The 17,229-nt window shown below is 38.5% G+C and carries 15 protein-coding genes, 1 pseudogene and 1 riboswitch; of the genes and pseudogenes, 9 read left to right on the forward strand and 7 right to left on the reverse strand.

Annotation, left to right across the window (positions count from 1 at the left end; all coding sequences use genetic code 11):
• The 6 genes and pseudogenes from M23134_RS32555 to M23134_RS32580 form a co-directional block, all read right to left on the reverse strand.
• Positions 1-326, reverse strand: a pseudogene (locus tag M23134_RS32555) (hypothetical protein); the annotation flags it as partial.
• A 12-nt stretch (positions 327-338) separates the two neighbouring features.
• The gene (locus M23134_RS32560; RefSeq protein WP_002704094.1) at positions 339-1,370 is read right to left on the reverse strand and encodes a homoserine O-acetyltransferase family protein; all 1,032 of its coding nucleotides are present in this window, start codon (positions 1,368-1,370) and stop codon (positions 339-341) included.
• A 68-nt stretch (positions 1,371-1,438) separates the two neighbouring features.
• The gene (locus tag M23134_RS32565; protein ID WP_002704096.1) at positions 1,439-2,761 is read right to left on the reverse strand and encodes an O-acetylhomoserine aminocarboxypropyltransferase/cysteine synthase family protein; all 1,323 of its coding nucleotides are present in this window, start codon (positions 2,759-2,761) and stop codon (positions 1,439-1,441) included.
• A gap of 239 nt (positions 2,762-3,000) precedes the next feature.
• A riboswitch (SAM riboswitch) is annotated at positions 3,001-3,106 on the reverse strand.
• Between the two features lie 175 nt (positions 3,107-3,281).
• Entirely contained in the window at positions 3,282-5,117 is a 1,836-nt protein-coding gene (gene glmS / locus M23134_RS32570; RefSeq protein WP_002704098.1) for a glutamine--fructose-6-phosphate transaminase (isomerizing), read from the reverse strand.
• A 126-nt stretch (positions 5,118-5,243) separates the two neighbouring features.
• Entirely contained in the window at positions 5,244-6,650 is a 1,407-nt protein-coding gene (locus M23134_RS32575; protein ID WP_157558763.1) for a DUF4270 family protein, read from the reverse strand.
• Positions 6,628-7,446, reverse strand: coding sequence for a glycogen/starch synthase (locus M23134_RS32580; RefSeq protein ID WP_002704102.1), 819 nt, complete (start codon positions 7,444-7,446; stop codon positions 6,628-6,630). Before M23134_RS32580 ends, M23134_RS32575 begins: the two co-directional genes overlap by 23 nt.
• A 134-nt stretch (positions 7,447-7,580) precedes the next feature.
• Between M23134_RS32580 and panC the strand changes: the two genes are divergently transcribed.
• The 3 genes from panC to M23134_RS32595 all read left to right on the forward strand — a co-directional run bounded on the left by panC (position 7,581) and on the right by M23134_RS32595 (position 10,252).
• On the forward strand, positions 7,581-8,441 hold the full coding sequence (panC, locus tag M23134_RS32585) for a pantoate--beta-alanine ligase (RefSeq protein ID WP_002704104.1): 861 nt from the start codon (positions 7,581-7,583) through the stop codon (positions 8,439-8,441).
• Between the two features lie 356 nt (positions 8,442-8,797).
• A complete protein-coding gene (gene panD, locus M23134_RS32590; RefSeq protein ID WP_002704106.1) occupies positions 8,798-9,166 on the forward strand; it encodes an aspartate 1-decarboxylase in 369 nt (122 codons plus the stop codon).
• Between the two features lie 27 nt (positions 9,167-9,193).
• Positions 9,194-10,252: a lysylphosphatidylglycerol synthase transmembrane domain-containing protein gene (locus M23134_RS32595; protein WP_002704113.1), complete on the forward strand. Its 1,059-nt coding sequence runs from the start codon at positions 9,194-9,196 to the stop codon at positions 10,250-10,252.
• A 15-nt stretch (positions 10,253-10,267) separates the two neighbouring features.
• Here M23134_RS32595 and M23134_RS32600 read toward each other — a convergent pair whose 3' ends face one another.
• A complete protein-coding gene (locus M23134_RS32600) occupies positions 10,268-10,696 on the reverse strand; it encodes a hypothetical protein (RefSeq protein WP_045114805.1) in 429 nt (142 codons plus the stop codon).
• Positions 10,697-10,804: 108 nt separating this feature from the next.
• On the opposite strand from M23134_RS32600, the gene rfaE2 reads away from it, so the two are divergent.
• The 6 genes from rfaE2 to M23134_RS32630 all read left to right on the forward strand — a co-directional run bounded on the left by rfaE2 (position 10,805) and on the right by M23134_RS32630 (position 17,202).
• Positions 10,805-11,293 carry a D-glycero-beta-D-manno-heptose 1-phosphate adenylyltransferase gene (gene rfaE2, locus M23134_RS32605; protein ID WP_002704117.1) on the forward strand — a complete coding sequence of 163 codons (489 nt, stop codon included), beginning with the start codon at positions 10,805-10,807 and terminating at the stop codon, positions 11,291-11,293.
• Between the two features lie 66 nt (positions 11,294-11,359).
• Positions 11,360-12,049: a zinc metallopeptidase gene (locus M23134_RS32610; RefSeq protein WP_002704119.1), complete on the forward strand. Its 690-nt coding sequence runs from the start codon at positions 11,360-11,362 to the stop codon at positions 12,047-12,049.
• 252 nt (positions 12,050-12,301) lie between these two features.
• The gene (locus tag M23134_RS32615; protein ID WP_002704121.1) at positions 12,302-13,471 is read left to right on the forward strand and encodes an acyl-CoA dehydrogenase; all 1,170 of its coding nucleotides are present in this window, start codon (positions 12,302-12,304) and stop codon (positions 13,469-13,471) included.
• A 154-nt stretch (positions 13,472-13,625) separates the two neighbouring features.
• The gene (locus tag M23134_RS32620; RefSeq protein ID WP_002704123.1) at positions 13,626-14,552 is read left to right on the forward strand and encodes a helix-turn-helix domain-containing protein; all 927 of its coding nucleotides are present in this window, start codon (positions 13,626-13,628) and stop codon (positions 14,550-14,552) included.
• 750 nt (positions 14,553-15,302) lie between these two features.
• Complete coding sequence (locus M23134_RS32625; RefSeq protein WP_262492929.1) at positions 15,303-16,295, forward strand: MBOAT family O-acyltransferase; 993 nt, start codon at positions 15,303-15,305, stop codon at positions 16,293-16,295.
• Between the two features lie 13 nt (positions 16,296-16,308).
• Complete coding sequence (locus tag M23134_RS32630) at positions 16,309-17,202, forward strand: D-alanyl-lipoteichoic acid biosynthesis protein DltD (protein WP_157558765.1); 894 nt, start codon at positions 16,309-16,311, stop codon at positions 17,200-17,202.
• Positions 17,203-17,229 lie beyond the last annotated feature (27 nt).

Here is a 17,229-nt window from a genome sequence, read left to right on the forward strand (position 1 = left end):
GTTGCAATAGCTCCTCCAAATGTTCCGCAACCCATTTTTTTATTGGCAGTCACTACATTTTTACCTCTTTTTAGTGCAGTAGTCACAATTTGGTAAGCCTCATCAGCATTATCAATCAACTCCACTACAAGATTGATGTTGTCATCATCTAAAATAGATGAGGCATCATAAGTGAAAAAATGAGCTGGTAGTGATCGCTCCTTACTTTTATTTTTCACACAAATTTTTACTACTTCTGCCCTAAAGTTAGTTTTTTCCAAGATGTCATAAAGCCCTTGCCCCACACATCCAAACCCAAACATTCCAATTTTGTGCTGTTTATCCATGTCAATGTTCAACTAATTATATATTAAAGTATTGTTTAAATAGTTGGTCTGTTGAATGATGTCAGTAATCTTACTGGTCTCAATCAAAAAACCATCGTGTCCATACAATGATTGTATCTCATAATATTGCGCCTGGGGTATGTGAGCTGCCAAAAATTTTTGTTCTGATACTGGAAACAACACGTCAGTATCTACCCCAATTACCACAGTACGTGCCTTTATACGTGTCAACGCCGCTTTTTCTCCGCCTCGTCCTCTCCCTACGTTGTGACTATCCATCGCTTTCGACAGTGTCCAGTAAGCGTAAGCATTGAATCTCTTCTGAAGTTTTTTGCCTTGGTATTCCTGGTAAGAAGTAGCCCTGAAGTTTTCTAGTTTTGAAGTATCCTGATCGGTTTGTGTAGCCTTATACACCCCATAATGCCTATAAGACAGTAAAGCAATAGATCGTGCCACCTTGAGCCCCGCCATACCTGCGGTGGGTGTAGGTTGTTGCCACGAATGGTCATTTTCTATGGCCATTCTTTGCGACTCGTTAAAAGCAATGCCCCAGGCAGAATGCCGGGCATTAGTTGCCAACAAAACTAAGTTTTCTATCACATCTGGTTGTATGATTGCCCACTCTATAGCTTGCTGCCCACCCATAGAACCTCCAATGCAAACCTGTATTTTTTCTATACTTAAGTGTTGTCTGAGTAAGTCCATTGCTCCCACAATGTCTCGGTTAGTAAGTATTGGAAAGTTGTGGTAATAGGGATGTTGGGTGTCAGGGTTTATTGACAAAGCGTGGGTAGATCCATAGCAAGACCCCAGCATATTGGCACAAACAATAAAGTGCTTTGCTGGATCAATGGCCTGTCCATTACCTATGAGCCCCTCCCACCAATCATCAGCTTCAGCGTTGGCGGTCAATGCGTGGCACACCCATACCACATTATTACGTTTACTATTGAGTTTACCCAGTGTTTTGTACTCTATGTTAAACCCGTGCAGACTTTCTCCTGATTCCAGTGAGTATACCCCCTGGTGTGCAAATGTTGACATTGTTTTTTATTCAATCGTTTCAAAAAAAAGTGGCACATTGTTGTACCACTTTCGCTATTGCTCTTATATCAAGACTCTAACACTGCTTCGCCAAACACCTTGGCAAACGCTTGTTCGAAATCTCCTTTAATGTCGTCTATATGTTCTATACCTACCGATACCCTTAGTTGAGCTGGATGTACACCAGCTGCCAATTGAGCCTCGTCTGACAGTTGTTGGTGAGTGGTAGAAGCTGGATGAATAATCAGCGTTTTAGCATCTCCTACATTAGCCAGGTGACTCACTAGTTCCAGGCTGTTTACAAACGCCTCCGCTTTTTCTCTGCCTCCCTTTACTTTAAAACTTAGCACCCCGCCAAACCCATGCTTGAGGTATTTTTTTGCCAGTTGGTGGTATTCACTAGTGGCTAATCCTGCGTAGTTTACCGACTCCACCTGTTCGTGTTGTGCCAGCCATTGGCTCAGTGCCAAAGCATTGTCTACAGTACGTTGTACTCTTAATGAAAGTGTTTCTAACCCCTGCAACAATAAGAAAGAGTTGAAAGGGCTAATGGCAGGGCCAAAGTCACGCAATCCCTCTACTCGGGCTCTTATGATATAGGCAATGTTGCCAAAAGGACTATCTGCTCCGAAAGTTTCCCAAAAGTTAAGACCTTGATATCCTTCTGAAGGCTCTGTAAACTGTGGGTATTTACCATTCCCCCAATTAAATTTGCCTGAGTCAATGATGACCCCTCCAATACTGGTACCGTGTCCACCAATCCACTTAGTAGCCGAAGCAGTTACAATAGAAGCCCCGTGCTCAATTGGACGGCACAAATACCCGGCAGCTCCAAAAGTATTGTCTACCACCAATGGCAAATCATGGCGTTGTGCCAAAGCCGCGATTGCCTCAAAATCTGGCACGTTAAACTCTGGGTTACCAATAGTTTCTACATAAATAGCTTTGGTTTTTTCATCAATGAGTTGCTCAAAACTTGCCACTTTATCTCCATCAGCAAAGCGCACTTCAATGCCTAAACGTTTAAAAGCTACCTTGAATTGATTGTAGGTGCCCCCATACAAAAACGACGTAGATACAAAGTTTTCGCCTGCTTGTAATATATTATTTAGTGCAATAAATTGTGCCGATTGACCCGAGGCAGTTGCCAAAGCAGCAACTCCTCCTTCAAGGGCTGCAATACGTTTTTCAAACACATCGGTTGTTGGGTTCATAATGCGTGTATAGATATTGCCAAACTCTTTTAGGGCAAATAGGTTGGCTCCGTGCGACGCATCTTTAAAAGCATAAGAAGTAGTTTGATAAAGAGGTACAGCACGGGCTCCTGTAGTAGGGTCTACCTCTTGTCCAGCGTGTAATTGAAGTGTATCAAAGTGATATGTTTTCGACATTGTATTTTAAATTAAGTGGATTTTGAAAAGAATTTATGAAAGAGAAAAGTCGTGGGGCGCGATCTTATACTTTGTGAAAATGCATGAAGATGACCACGAACCTTTTGGTAGAGTAGGAATTAACAACAACAACATGCTCGGTGTAAAACACATAAAGCATTATTTCTTGTAGCCAAGAATTGAGAGTTAAAAAAAGAAAAGGTGAATAATGTAAGAGTAGATTGAATCATGTTGCTATTGATTTATCTTTCCTAATGAATAAATTAGGTAGGACTTAGCACCTTACTGTGTAGCAGGTTGCCAGCGCTTCATCGAGCCTACTCTCTCAGCGCTTCTTTATAAATCGATAAAGAAATTAAGTTATTGAATTGATAATGATGACCATTTTCTTTATCACGAGCAAAATAAAGTGATAAGATGGGAGATTACAAATATTTGTTGAAAAATTTTTATAAAAAAAGCGTTGATGATTAATAAAATACCAACGCTAATTAAAATAATACTAATGATGTTTTGGTTTTTACTCTACTGTCACCGACTTGGCAAGGTTTCGTGGTTGGTCTACATTACATCCACGCATTACTGCCACATGGTACGACAATAACTGTAAAGGTATGACCGAAATTAACGGAGTGAGTGCTTCTGGTGTTTTAGGAATTTCAATTACATGATCTGCTATATTTTTAATTTGAGTATCCCCCTCAGTTACTATGGCAATTACTTTTCCACGGCGTGCTTTCACCTCTTGAATATTAGATACTACCTTTTCATAACTACTATCTGCTGTAGCAATAAACACCACTGGCATTTCTTCGTCAATCAAAGCAATAGGTCCGTGCTTCATTTCGGCAGCTGGGTATCCTTCAGCATGTATATAAGAAATTTCCTTAAGCTTTAAAGCTCCTTCGAGAGCCACAGGAAAGTTATAGCCTCGTCCGAGGTATAAAAAGTTGCGGGCATCTTTGAATACATCTGAAATATATTTTATCTGATCGTTTAACTTAAGAGCTTGTTCTACTTTGGCTGGAATCTTTTCAAGTTCAGCTAAAAATTCTCTGAATTTACTTTCAGAAATAGTTCCTTTTCTATGAGCAAGCATCAATGCCATCATAGTAAGTACAGTGATTTGTCCAGTAAAAGCTTTGGTACTTGCTACACCTATTTCGGGACCTGCATGAATATAAGCACCAGCCTGTGTAGCCCTCGGAATAGAGGCGCCAACCACATTGCATACGCCAAAAATAATGGCTCCTTTTGATTTGGCAAGCTCTATGGCGGCCAGTGTATCGGCGGTTTCACCCGATTGAGAAATGGCAATCACTACATCATTTTCTCTGATAACAGGGTTTCTATATCGAAACTCAGAAGCATATTCAACCTCGACAGGCACCCTGGCAAACTCTTCAAACAAATACTCTGCTACTAGCCCTGCGTGCCATGATGTACCACAAGCCACAATCATAATTCGATCTGCACTCATCAAACGGTTAAAGTACTCAGTAAGACCACCCAAATGCAAACGATGTTTGTCAGCTACTACTCTTCCCCGCATGCTGGCCGTAATAGACTTTGATTGCTCAAATATCTCTTTTAGCATAAAATGCTCATAGCCTCCTTTTTCTATAGCTTCCAGTTCCATATCAATGGTATGGATATAGGGAGTTTTAGGCACAGAGTCTATATTTTTAATGCTTAATTGGTCTCCATCTATTACTGCAATTTCCCTATCATCCAGGTAAATTACTTCATTGGTATACTCTACAATAGGGGTTGCATCTGATGCAATAAAATACTCACCTTTGCCTACACCTATTACTAGTGGGCTACCCTTTCGAGCGGCAATCAGTTGTTTAGGTTCCTTGTGTGACATTACAACAATTGCATAAGCACCCACAACTTTTTGCAAGGCCAATCTTACTGCTTCTTCTAAAGATGTATTGGAGTTTTTTTGAATATCTTCTATGAAATGAATCAACACTTCTGTGTCAGTATCACTGGTAAACTGGTGCCCCTTATTTACCAACTCCTGACGGATAGATTCATAGTTTTCAATAATTCCATTATGTATGATAGCTAAATCGCCACTGAAAGACTGATGAGGGTGAGCGTTAGTGTCATTGGGCTCTCCGTGGGTTGCCCAACGTGTATGCCCTATTCCTATAGTTCCATCAAGGCTCTGTCCTGCAACAAACTCTTCAAGTTCTGCTACCTTACCTTTCTTTTTGTACACACTCAAGTCGCCATTGAGTAAGGCAACCCCAGCACTGTCATACCCTCTATATTCAAGTCTTTTTAGTCCTTTTAGGATTATAGGAAAAGCTTCTCTGTGTCCTGTATAAGCTACTATTCCACACATAAATATTAATTTTAGGTAGTTATTTATATTTGTATACCCTATGGGCTTGTATATAGACTTACTGTTGTTGTTCAGAAAGCCTATGTACAAGCCAACAGCTTTAGAATAAACTTCTAAAAATTGGGGTTATTGTTTTACAATTGTATAAAACACTTTCAATTGTATTTTACGATTAGATGAGGCTTGATTGTCAATCATTAGCCTGGTAACACTTTCTCCTCCTATAGCTCCTGTATGGTTATTGTCGCTAGTGAGGGCACTGGGTACTACAAATAGTTGGGTACCTTGTGAACCGTTCAATACCTGCTGTAATTGCTGGGTAATGTTATAGGTGTAGTGTTTAAATACACTGTTATACACTGATAAGTGGCGTCCAAAGTTGTCAAGGTTGGGCACTTCTTCATTCACCCATAAGGCAGAACGTCCGTTAGGCAACCTGTCGTAGTTATTGCCATTGGCTTGTATAAGTATGAGGTGTGAAGGTATAGGGTGTGCTTTATTGTTTACTGTCTCTAGCAATGGCGAGAAAACTAATTCAGCTTTGTTGATAGATACCTCCCCCTTTTGTTTAAGCTTCAACACATCTACCAAGTCTATACGTGCCACTACTCCTGTACCCGCTTGAGTGTGCAGGATGGGAGTGCCTTCTACCTCAGTGGTGGTGTTACTCAGTGCTCTAAGTACACTTGATCTATTGGTTGATCGAATTTGATTGAAAACAGGGACGGTATTGGTACGGTTAATTTCATTGCTAAAAAATACACTATAGATTAGGTCATTATTGATTTGTCCATCTACCTCTGCCGAATATGCCATATTTAGACTAGCAACAGTACGGTCGAACCCAAGAATGGCATTACTGCTTCCTGATTTGTACACAATAGCTATCCCTTTTACCTGATTGATAAACTCATCTAAGGTAGCTCTGCCCACAGTAGCATTAAAAATTCTTTGCTGATAGTCTGTATCAGTAATTTCAACTCCTAATGCACCAGCTTTAGTGTCTATTAGCTCTTTGGGTTTAAATGTAACCGTGCCAAGCAAACGGGTGGCATCATATTCTACTACATCAGTGTTAATATAAGTTTTACCTAGCTCTAGTGTGTCTTTTAACTCATAAATTTCAATTGTTTGTGGGTCATCAGTTTGCGAAAAATCTACCCCATAAGTATACCTAAGTGGTAAATTTAAAGTAAGACTTTTGAAAACCTGATTGGTACCTGTAAGGGTGATTTTTGAAGAGTCCACAAGAAAAGAAGGAGATAAATCCATAAAAGCGTTGGCTTTTATGTCTCCAAATACAGGATCTGAGTGTTCGCCTACTAAAACTATATGGCTACCTGAGGTAGGCATACTGTCGAGCAACACTGTTTTGGGTTGCAGGTCAAAACTATCCTCAAAAAAAACCCCAATTGAACCATTGGGGTTTGGATGATCTAATCCTATGTTTTTTGGACTTTCACAAGAAATAAAAAAAATGGTGATAAGTAATAATAAATTCGCGCGTCTCTTAATTAACTCCGACCAGTTCATTGTAAAGGTTATAATATGAATCCGATAAATTTTCATCTGCTTCGATAGAATCGATTTTTTTGTCTTGTTCAAACTCGGTGAAAAGTTTGTTGAGGCTCTCACTGTAAGATTCCTCGGCTTTGATGACAGCATCTGCATACTCAATACCTACTTTAACAAAACCATCAAAGTCGGTAGATTGCATGGAAGTTAGCATGTCGTCCTCAATATCTACCATTTTTACTTTGTTTAACAAATTTTTGTCAAATTTATACTCAAAGTAATTATTGTAAATGGTAAAAATAGATTTGGAGTTTTTGAATACCGGATCATTCTTATAGGTAGTTTTTAAGTACATAGGAATCAATCCTGTGATCCAATCATTACAGTGAACAATGTCTGGTGCCCAGCCTAACTTTTTCACTGTCTCCAATACGCCTTTACAGAAGAAAATGGCTCGCTCATCGTTGTCTTCGTAAAAATTATCTTCTTTATCTAAGAAAACAGACTTGCGGTGGAAGTAATCTTCGTTGTCAATAAAATATACCTGAAGCTTGGCATTGGGTATAGACGCTACCTTAATCACTAGTGGTTTTTCCTCTTCACCTACTGTAATATTGATTCCTGATAGCCTTACCACCTCATGCAAACGATTTTTTCTTTCATTAATCAAACCAAAACGAGGAACCAATATCCTAATTTCCATCCCTCGCTCTTGCATGGCTTGCGGTAACCGCCTAACAAAATCAGCTACTTGAGATGTTTCAAGGAAAGGGTTAATCTCACTGGCAACATATAATACTCGAGTCTTTTGCATATCAAAAATCTTAATTGAAATGAGGTAAAATAAAAAAATGGGCGTGCAAATTTACAAAAAATATAGCAGATTTCAATTTTTAAAGACAAAATGCTTTAATATTGTGATCATTTGACTTAGAATTGCATTAAAACATGTTTATTTTTGAAGATATTATTGATCTAAAAAACCATCTGAAGGTCGAGAAGCAGCAGTACAGTATTGGTTTTGTACCTACTATGGGGGCTTTGCATCAGGGGCATTTGTCGCTCATCGACCGGGCTAAGGCAGATAATGATGTAGTAGTTTGCAGTATTTTTGTAAATCCTACCCAGTTTAATAACGTAGAAGACCTCAAAAATTATCCTAAAACTATCAAAGAAGATAAAAAACTCCTGGAGGCCCACCATTGTGATGTACTTTTTTTGCCCGATGCCCACACTATGTATCCTGTTCCTGCGAAAACTTCTTTTAGTTTTGGGCACCTTGAGCAAACAATGGAAGGTGAGCACCGCGCTGGACATTTCAATGGGGTGGCTTTGGTCGTTTCTAAACTATTTCACTTAATAAAGCCTCACCGGGCATACTTTGGGCAAAAAGACTTGCAGCAATTTATAATTATTCATCAGTTGGTACAAGACCTGTTATTTGACCTTGAGGTGGTGTGTTGTCCTATTGTACGCGAAGATGATGGTTTAGCTATGTCATCACGTAATTTGAGGTTAACAGCTTCACAACGCCCGATAGCCAGCAAATTATACGAAGCCTTAATGTTGGCGAGACACTCTTTGCTTGAGGGGTATGGTGTGAGTAAAACTAAGCAAACAATACAAAATTTTTTCAATGATTTAAGTGATTTACAGTTAGAATATTTTGAAGTAGTGAAAAGTGCAACACTGGAAACTGTAGATTCAGTAAGTGATACTTTTCAAGTGTCTTTATGTATTGCAGCATTTTTGGGCGATGTACGTTTGATTGATAATGTATTTTTATTTGATAAAAAGGGTATCTTTTAAGTCTTAGGAATGGTGAGAAATTAAATTGCTATTCTTGAGGTAGAGGTTTTGTTTTGAAATGAGGCTATTTTTTGCGCCCATAGCAGCGCTACGGGCAAAAACCGATGGCTACAGCTACGCTGTGCCGAGCTCTGCCAAAGGCTAAAAATACCGAAGTATCAAGGCGAAAAATCACCTCTCAGAGTGTAAATTTATTTTTGAACAATTCCTTAGAATAGTTCTATCAGAGCATTACAAAAAACAAAATGTTTGAATGTGTCGCTACTTCATTTGGTTTCTTGGTTTTAGAAGGTAGTATTTAGTAACATTTTTTTAATATTTTTGCCTCCAATATTTCGAAACTAAGAATATTTATAATGTTGGTAGAAGTTTTACATTCAAAAATACATAGAGCAAAAGTAACTCAAGCTGAATTGCATTATGTAGGAAGCATCACTATTGATGAAGATTTAATGGATGCTGCTGGGTTATTTGAAAATCAAAAAGTACAAGTCGTTGATATTAACAATGGTGAACGACTTGAGACTTATGTAATTAAGGGAGAGCGTGGCTCAGGGCAGATTTGCCTGAATGGAGCAGCTGCCCGAAAAGTACAAGTGGGCGATTTGATTATTATTATTGCCTATGCAATGATGGAAATAGAAGAAGCTAAAAAGTATGAGCCACGGGTGATATTTCCTGACGAAAACAATCAGGTGATTAACACCTCGATAGCTTCTCTATAATAACATATATTACTTGACTATTTTCCAATGAGCGCAACTGTTCGTAAAGTTTTGCAATATGTAATATCTCTGGCAATAGCTACAGCTTTATTACTTTACTTATTTCAGGATTTTAACTTTCAACTAATTGCTGAGGCTTTCAAAAAAGCTGATTACAAGTGGGTTGTTTTATCTGCTGTTTTGACTTTTACAAGTCACCTCATGCGTGCTCACCGTTGGAATATTATACTCAAACCATTGGGGTATACTCCTTCTCTTTATACTTCTTTTCTTGCCGTGATGTCAGGCTACTTTATCAACCTAGTTGTACCCCGTGGAGGAGAAGTAGCAAGAAGTGGTTTATTACAGAAAATGGAACGTATACCTGCTACTAAAGCATTTGGTACCATTGTATTAGAGCGTATCATTGATGTACTGATCTTGGGTACTTTAATTGTCATGCTACTTGCCGTAGAAGTTGATCAGATAACACAAATTATTACCAGTACTTTTAGCTCTAAGCTATCAGGTTTACAAAGTAAGTTCTATTTAATTGTTATTGCCGGGGTGGGCTTATTGTTACTCACAGTCTTGATATTTTTCCGATTTAAACAAAAAATACAGCAATCACTTTTGTATGCCAAAGGAATGGACATTGTCAAGAAAGTTTTGGAAGGAGTTGTAAGTATTTTAAAAGTAAAAAACCAAGGAGCTTTCTGGTTCCATACCATTGGTATTTGGGCCATGTATTATCTGATGGCATTTGTGTTATTTCAATGTTTTCCAATTACGTCAGACCTTAGCCCTTGGGTAGGTTTTACGGTGTTGGTAGTAGGGGGAATAGGGATGGCGGCTCCAGTTCAAGGAGGTATAGGTGCCTACCATATTCTGATTACCCCCGTCTTAATGTATTACCTGGCAAGTAAGAACCCACAAAAAGACGAAGTTTTGAGTATTGTTACTTTTATGCATGCTGCACAAACACTAGTGACCATTATGATTGGTGGGGTAGCCCTGTGGTTGAGCACCGCCATGACTAAAAGGCAAAACGCACAATCTTTACCTGAAGAAGATATGACAGAGGAGGAAATAAAAGCGGTACAATAACCGCTTTCTTTTTTTCTAGTCATTGAGCGCCTGTTCTATTGAATGAACATAGGCAATGTTCATTTGATGAAATTTAGCGTTGGGGTGCTCATTTGCTATTTTAGACCAACCTATTTTTACACTTTGTTTGAATATCTTATCATCAGGTAATACCTTTCTGATGATGTTTAGCCCCATATTAAAAGCTTTTTCTTTCCATTCAACAAAATACCACTCCATAGAAGGTTGGTGAAAAACCATTAATTTTCTTTTATCAAATATGAGCTTTTTTATCGAGTACAAAGGAATAAACTCATAAGCCTTATTGAATATTTCCTTGAATTCATTCATAGGGATATAAGAGCGGGTGATAGTTACGATGAGGGCATTTTTTTCTTCTTCCAGATATATTTTAGCGGTTTTAAAGTTTTCCAAGAGAACTATTTCAGTTGTTGGTGCATGCATAATTCAATATTTTTAATAATTCGTAAGTAGATATTCATATTTGTTTGAACGATTCAGTGTAAATTTGTTTTTAAAATACTGAAAAGATTTACTAAAGCTTGACAATAAATGCCTACATCTGATAAAATATACGCTTCTGAACAAGTGTTGTTGCCCGTAATAAGTACTTGGAAAACAGCTGGTAATAAAGTTGTATTTACCAATGGTTGTTTTGATATTGTTCACTTGGGGCACCTCGATTACCTTGAAAAAGCCCGACAATTAGGGCATAAACTAGTGGTAGGGTTAAACACCGATGACTCTATCAAGCGACTCAAAGGTAGCTCCCGTCCAATTATTCCTCAAATAGCGAGAGCAAGACTGCTTGCTGCACTTGAGTTTGTAGATGCAGTGGTGCTTTTTGGTGATGATACCCCTTTGCAATTGATCAAAACATTGTTGCCTGATGTTCTTACCAAAGGTAATGACTATGCAATAGAAAATATTATAGGGGCTGATGTGGTGCTGGCTAAGGGTGGAAGCGTGGAAACCATTGAGTTGGTAGAAGGTTACTCTACGTCAAGTATCATTGAGAAAATCCTTACTGTACATCAATAACTCAAAATGAGATTTTTCGTATAACTAAAGCGTCAAACTTAATTTATCATTTAAATAAAATTGTATATGGCATTTGTAATCATTTTTGTTGTTTTCCTACTTATTAGTTTTTTAGTGCAAAATCGCCTGAAATCAAAGTTTAGGGAGTATTCACAAGAAACACTTGTATCAGGCCTTACGGGAGCTCAGGTAGCTCAAAAAATGTTAGAGGATCACCGGATATACGACGTTGAGGTAGTATGTGTAGAAGGTAGGCTAAGTGATCATTATAACCCTGGCACTAAAACCATTGCATTAAGCGAAGAAGTGTTTCACGGAGCTTCGGCCGCCGCTGCTGCAGTGGCAGCCCACGAAACTGGACACGCAGTACAACATGCGCAAGCGTATAGTATGCTCGAAATTCGCTCTATGTTGGTGCCTGTTCAAAATGCAAGCTCTACTATTTTGAACACGATTTTTATCTTAAGCTTCTTAGGAGGCATTATTTTTAACTTATTTAGTTACCAAACAGTGCTTACTATCATAGTAGCTTCTTATTCTGTGATTACCTTATTTAGTTTTATTACTTTACCTGTAGAGTTTGATGCAAGCAAGCGTGCACTCGCCTGGATAGAAGATAATAAAATTGTGACTACCAGTGAGCAGGCAATGGCAAAAGATGCCCTACACTGGGCAGCTATGACCTATGTAGTAGGAGCGTTGGCTTCGCTTACTTTCTTGTTATATTATGTATTCCAGATGCTTGCCAGCGACTAGTTTTACCTTATTGTATTTTATTGATATGTTTTTTGCTATAAAATTATTCTTTAAAAAATACAAAATGGAATATTTTCTAAGCTTTAAAAGGTAAGAGCTAAAAGAATAACCTATTCATTGCCAATATTTTAAGCGAAGCTACTTGTAGTAGCTTATGTATAAAGTCTGATACATTCGTGTTCAGGCTTTTTTTTATTGGTCATTAATCGTATGTTTGCATAACATTAAAATATAACAATACTAATATTTTCTATGCCTGATACGATTTCAATTCCGACCCAGTCACCTGATTATTTGACTGAAGAACATATAGAAGTAAGAGATGCTGCCCGTGATTTTGCCCAAACCAAGCTTTTGCCTGGTGTGATAGAACGCGATACCAACCAAACCCCTGCACTTGCCGAACTCAAAGAAATGGGAGAGTTAGGTTTTATGGGGATGATGGTAAATGAAACATACGGAGGTGCAGGTATGGACACTGTATCTTATGTGTTAGCTATTGAAGAAATATCAAAAATTGATGCTTCAGCCTCAGTAGCAATGTCTGTGAACAATTCACTGGTATGTTGGGGATTAGAAGCTTATGGAACTGAGGAACAAAAAGAAAAATACCTGAAGCCCTTGGCAGCAGGTGAAAAAATTGGGGCTTTTTGTTTGTCAGAGCCTGAAGCTGGTTCTGATGCTACCTCGCAACGTACAACTGCCGAAGACAAAGGTGATTATTATTTGTTGAATGGTACCAAAAACTGGATTACCAACGGAAGTATTGCCGATACCTACCTAGTGATTGCTCAAACTTACCCCGAAAAGGGACAAAAAGGAATCAATGTGCTGATTGTAGAAAAGGGCATGGAAGGATTTGTAGTGGGTAAAAAAGAAGATAAACTGGGCATTCGTGGTTCTGATACACATTCGTTGATGTTTACGGATGTAAAAGTGCCCAAGGAGAACCGAATTGGAGATGATGGTTTTGGGTTTAGATTTGCTATGAAAACCCTCAATGGTGGGCGCATTGGTATTGCTGCACAAGCTTTGGGAATTGCCTCAGGAGCTTATGAGCTTTCTCTTAAATATGCCCAGGAAAGAAAGGCTTTTGGTAAACCTATTCATCAACACCAGGCAATTGCTTTTAAACTGGCTGATATGGCTACCAACATAGAAGCTGCCCGCTTGCTTGTACTGAAAGCTGCCCGTGCCAAAGATATGGGACAAGATTATGCACAATTGAGCGCAATGGCTAAGTTGTTTGCTTCAAAAGTAGCGATGGAAACCACCGTGGAGGCTGTTCAGGTACACGGAGGCTATGGCTATGTAAAAGAATACCATGTAGAAAGATTGATGCGTGATGCGAAAATTACGCAAATTTACGAAGGAACTTCTGAAGTTCAGAAGATTGTGATCTCGCGTGGAATCTTGAAATAATCTCATTTTAAGCTTAAAACATACTTGATGTAAAATAAAGTGTATGTGCATTTGCTTGCATACACTTTATTTTTTACCTTTACGAGAAGTTGGATTAGTGCAATTCTCAAGTATATAACTCGTTCTGAATTCGGGAGTTAAACTATTAAAGATAATGGAAGATTACAATAAAATAATTGAGTCACTGGGTGTTAAGTACAGAAGAGGTAAAAATATAAAAATCCTACAATCTACAAAGGTGGAGAATCATTATGATGTAGAAAATTATATTTTGTTACTTCATGATGGCGAAATATCTTTTGGTGACGGAACCGAAGTTGTTGAAAAAGGAGACATGCTGTTTATTCCTGGTGGTAAGCAATCTACTATCTGGTATGGTAACAATGCAGAAGAGAACATTATCAACAACGAAGAATTTATAAGCAATAAAGATAAGTATTTTGAAGCCAACGAAGATGCTACACTGGTAGGCAAGCTACCTACATCTTTTAGTTATGTGGCTTTCGAATCAAAGGTCTTTGACTCTATCAGTTTCTTTGCTTCATTAGACATACCTCCTTTTATTATAAGCAATAACGCTGGATTGGCGCGTATAGTAAAAGAAGTTGTAGTAGAAAGCTTAGGCGATATGCCAGGTAAAAGCCGTATGGTTCACCTCAAAACAGAACAAATTGCGGTTGAGATTATCCGTTATATCCTTAAAAACAACATGTTTGTAGAGCGACTCGCCACAAACAGTACTTATTTTAAAGACCCACGTTTAATAGATATATTCAACTATATCAAAGAATACTTAGGTGGAGATCTTTCAAACAAAGTATTGGCAAGTGTAGCGAATGTCTCTGAAGATTATGTTGGGCAGTACTTTAAGATGTTGACCGGTATTAATCCCCAAGATTATATCGAGTACCAACGAATGGAAAAAGCAGTACACATGTTGCGTACTTCTAACAAGAGCATTCGTGAGATTGGTTCAGAGGTAGGTTACAAAGATACCGCTTATTTCTGCCGTCGTTTTAAAATGATGTTTGGAATACCTGCTGGAAAAATGCGTCGTCGTGACTCATTAATGAACGTATAATTTAACGAAATGGGTGATTGAATCATTTTCCAACACCGACTTTCACAAAAAAGATATTAAGCTCCTAATTTTTTAGGAGCTTTTTTTATGCCTTTTAACCAATATTGCAGATATTCAGCTTTTTAGTAATGGACAAAAAATAATCTTTCGATTCAGGAAATGACCTTTACTACTGATGCTTCGTTATTTTTATTGCTCGTAGCGCTGCTACAAACGCAACCGTCGCGCAGGCTGGCTCAACATCCATAGGATGTTGCCATCTCGCCTCAGTGGTAAATCTCTATCTCCAAATGGATACCTTATTTTTCAACCATTACTTAGTTAAAAAAAGACAACTTGCTTTTTAACTCATTCACATTTCTGCTCTTTTTTGGAGCTTTTCTTCTGATATACAAGCTCTTACCTTCTAATTACCGCAAGCAGGGTTTATTAGTGGCAAGCTATACTTTTTATGCTTTTTGGCGTTTTGAGTATATTTTTTTGTTGCTTTTCTCTACATTGTTAGACTACGTTTGTGCTCGTCAAATTGAGCGAGCTACCCAAAGCAAGGTACGTAAAGCCTACCTTTTTCTTAGCCTTTTTATCAACTTGGGCATACTTGTATTTTTTAAGTACGCCAATTTTTTTGGCGACAATGTCGTGTCTTTGGCAAATCTTTTAGGTGTGGAGACTTCCTGGGTTACTTGGCATCTTGTGTTACCACTTGGTATCTCTTTTTATACTTTTCAAACAATTAGTTATACTTTAGATGTGTACCATTGTCGACTAAATGCAGAAAAAAGTATAATAAATCTTGCGTTATACGTGAGCTTTTTTCCGCAATTGATTGCTGGTCCGATTGAACGTGCCCGCGATTTATTGCCTCAATTCAACCAACTTAAATTAAGGTTTAGCCAAGAAGCCATTTATTGGATTACGCTGGGTTTTTTCAAAAAAATGGTCGTGGCTGATAACCTTGCGCCTTTTGTTGAGAAGATTTTTAATCCTGATATTCAGGTAGGGGCAGTAGACTATTTGTGGGGCATGTATGCCTTTGCGATACAGGTTTACGCCGATTTTTCGGGATATTCTGACATTGCCTTGGGTGTTGCGCTGTTGTTGGGTGTACGGTTGCATCAAAACTTTCGACAACCTTATTTTGCTTCTTCTTTTCAAGAGTTTTGGCGTAGGTGGCATATTTCATTGTCGTTTTGGCTCCGCGACTATGTATATTTTGCTTTAGGTGGCAGCCAATCCAAGCGAACTCTGTTTACTTATCGCAATTTATTGCTTACAATGCTTGTGGGCGGTTTGTGGCACGGGGCTAGCTGGACTTTTGTGTTATGGGGGGCTTTGCACGGAGCATTGTTGATAACTGAGCGTCCGTGGTTGGGAGCGACCATTCATTATCCCGCTTTGAGGTTTTTGAAACAATGTTGGGTATTTCATTGGGTAGCACTGGCATTTGTCATATTTAGGGCGAAAAGTGTGTCACAAGCAATAGAAATACTCAGACAAATAGGAGAGGGGATAGGGCAGATAGTAGGTGCGTTTGACTTAGAGACCTTCCCTAAGGTGGGGTGTTTTTTTGCGGTAGTGTTGGGGTTACTTGATTGGGGGCAAAAAAAACAATGGTTTATTCCTACTGCCTCAAACAACGGTTGGCGGTATTGGCTACGTTTTGGCATATTAACGGGTTTGTTCTGGGCAATTATGTTTTTTGGTGTATTTCGGGGCGCGCAGTTTATTTATTTCCAATTTTAGCGCTTATATTGGTATGAGACAAAATAAGGTAGTTTCTATAAGCCTGTTCCTATTGGTCTTACTGGCGGTAGAAGGGTGGTATTTGTGGCAACAAAAAAGGGTAAATCAAATAATTAAGCAAAAACTAACCACTGCCAAAAGGCATCCGGTGCTGTTGCTGGGTAATTCGCACATGCATTTCGGTGGTTATATTAATGATCAAACCCAAGCGATCAACCTGGCATTTCCGAGTGAACTATTCATTTTTACCTATCTTAAAATCAAGCTTTTAATGCCTAAAACTGTACTGGTAGCGCTGAACCCGCAGCATCTGCAAAAAAATAATGATGATGCCCTAAAAAATGGTTTACTGAGCGAACCCCAGTATAATTACTTGTATGGGTTGCTCACCCCCGAAACACAACAATTGTTGTATCAAGCTTGCCCTTTTGAACAATGGATGGTGTTTAGAGCCAAACAGTGGTTTCCCTTCTTAGGAACAAGGTTAAAGTCGCCTGTTACTTCTGATTTATTAGGTGGTTATAAAGGGTATAAGAGTAGGGGAGAGGTAACAGTTCAAGATATTCATCGTCGATTACAAACAGTGTTTGGCGCTTATCGTTATCAACTGTCTTTGTTGCAGTTGACTTATCTCAAAAAAATAGTGGATTATTGTAGCCAACAACAGATAAGGTTGATATTTGTAGGTTTTCCATTGCACCCTAATTTTTTTGCCAAAATACCTGCTAAAGTATTCCATCAATTTCAGAAAACTCTTGAGGAACTGAAATATTCAGGCAGTTTTGAGTACTGGGATTATAGCCAACAGTTTGATGAGTCTAAGATGTTTTACGATCCAGATCATTTGAATAAACAAGGAGCGAAGGCATTGAGTAAGTTGATTTTTACTCGTTTGAATCATCAATAAAAAAACAGGTACCTACCGTGCTTGGGC

The organism is Microscilla marina ATCC 23134 (genome assembly GCF_000169175.1).
Taxonomy (GTDB): domain Bacteria; phylum Bacteroidota; class Bacteroidia; order Cytophagales; family Microscillaceae; genus Microscilla; species Microscilla marina.

What these genes read in the sequence shown, in the direction of transcription:
- M23134_RS32615 (WP_002704121.1), top strand. Translation starts at nt 12,302, where the DNA reads ATGCCTGATACGATTTCAATTCCGACCCAGTCACCTGATTATTTGACT.
- glmS (WP_002704098.1), bottom strand. Translation starts at nt 5,117, where the DNA reads ATGTGTGGAATAGTAGCTTATACAGGACACAGAGAAGCTTTTCCTATA.
- M23134_RS32600 (WP_045114805.1), bottom strand. Translation starts at nt 10,696, where the DNA reads ATGCATGCACCAACAACTGAAATAGTTCTCTTGGAAAACTTTAAAACC.
- M23134_RS32565 (WP_002704096.1), bottom strand. Translation starts at nt 2,761, where the DNA reads ATGTCGAAAACATATCACTTTGATACACTTCAATTACACGCTGGACAA.
- panC (WP_002704104.1), top strand. Translation starts at nt 7,581, where the DNA reads ATGTTTATTTTTGAAGATATTATTGATCTAAAAAACCATCTGAAGGTC.
- M23134_RS32575 (WP_157558763.1), bottom strand. Translation starts at nt 6,650, where the DNA reads ATGAACTGGTCGGAGTTAATTAAGAGACGCGCGAATTTATTATTACTT.
- M23134_RS32595 (WP_002704113.1), top strand. Translation starts at nt 9,194, where the DNA reads ATGAGCGCAACTGTTCGTAAAGTTTTGCAATATGTAATATCTCTGGCA.
- M23134_RS32620 (WP_002704123.1), top strand. Translation starts at nt 13,626, where the DNA reads ATGGAAGATTACAATAAAATAATTGAGTCACTGGGTGTTAAGTACAGA.
- M23134_RS32610 (WP_002704119.1), top strand. Translation starts at nt 11,360, where the DNA reads ATGGCATTTGTAATCATTTTTGTTGTTTTCCTACTTATTAGTTTTTTA.
- M23134_RS32580 (WP_002704102.1), bottom strand. Translation starts at nt 7,446, where the DNA reads ATGCAAAAGACTCGAGTATTATATGTTGCCAGTGAGATTAACCCTTTC.
- panD (WP_002704106.1), top strand. Translation starts at nt 8,798, where the DNA reads ATGTTGGTAGAAGTTTTACATTCAAAAATACATAGAGCAAAAGTAACT.
- M23134_RS32630 (WP_157558765.1), top strand. Translation starts at nt 16,309, where the DNA reads ATGAGACAAAATAAGGTAGTTTCTATAAGCCTGTTCCTATTGGTCTTA.
- rfaE2 (WP_002704117.1), top strand. Translation starts at nt 10,805, where the DNA reads ATGCCTACATCTGATAAAATATACGCTTCTGAACAAGTGTTGTTGCCC.
- M23134_RS32560 (WP_002704094.1), bottom strand. Translation starts at nt 1,370, where the DNA reads ATGTCAACATTTGCACACCAGGGGGTATACTCACTGGAATCAGGAGAA.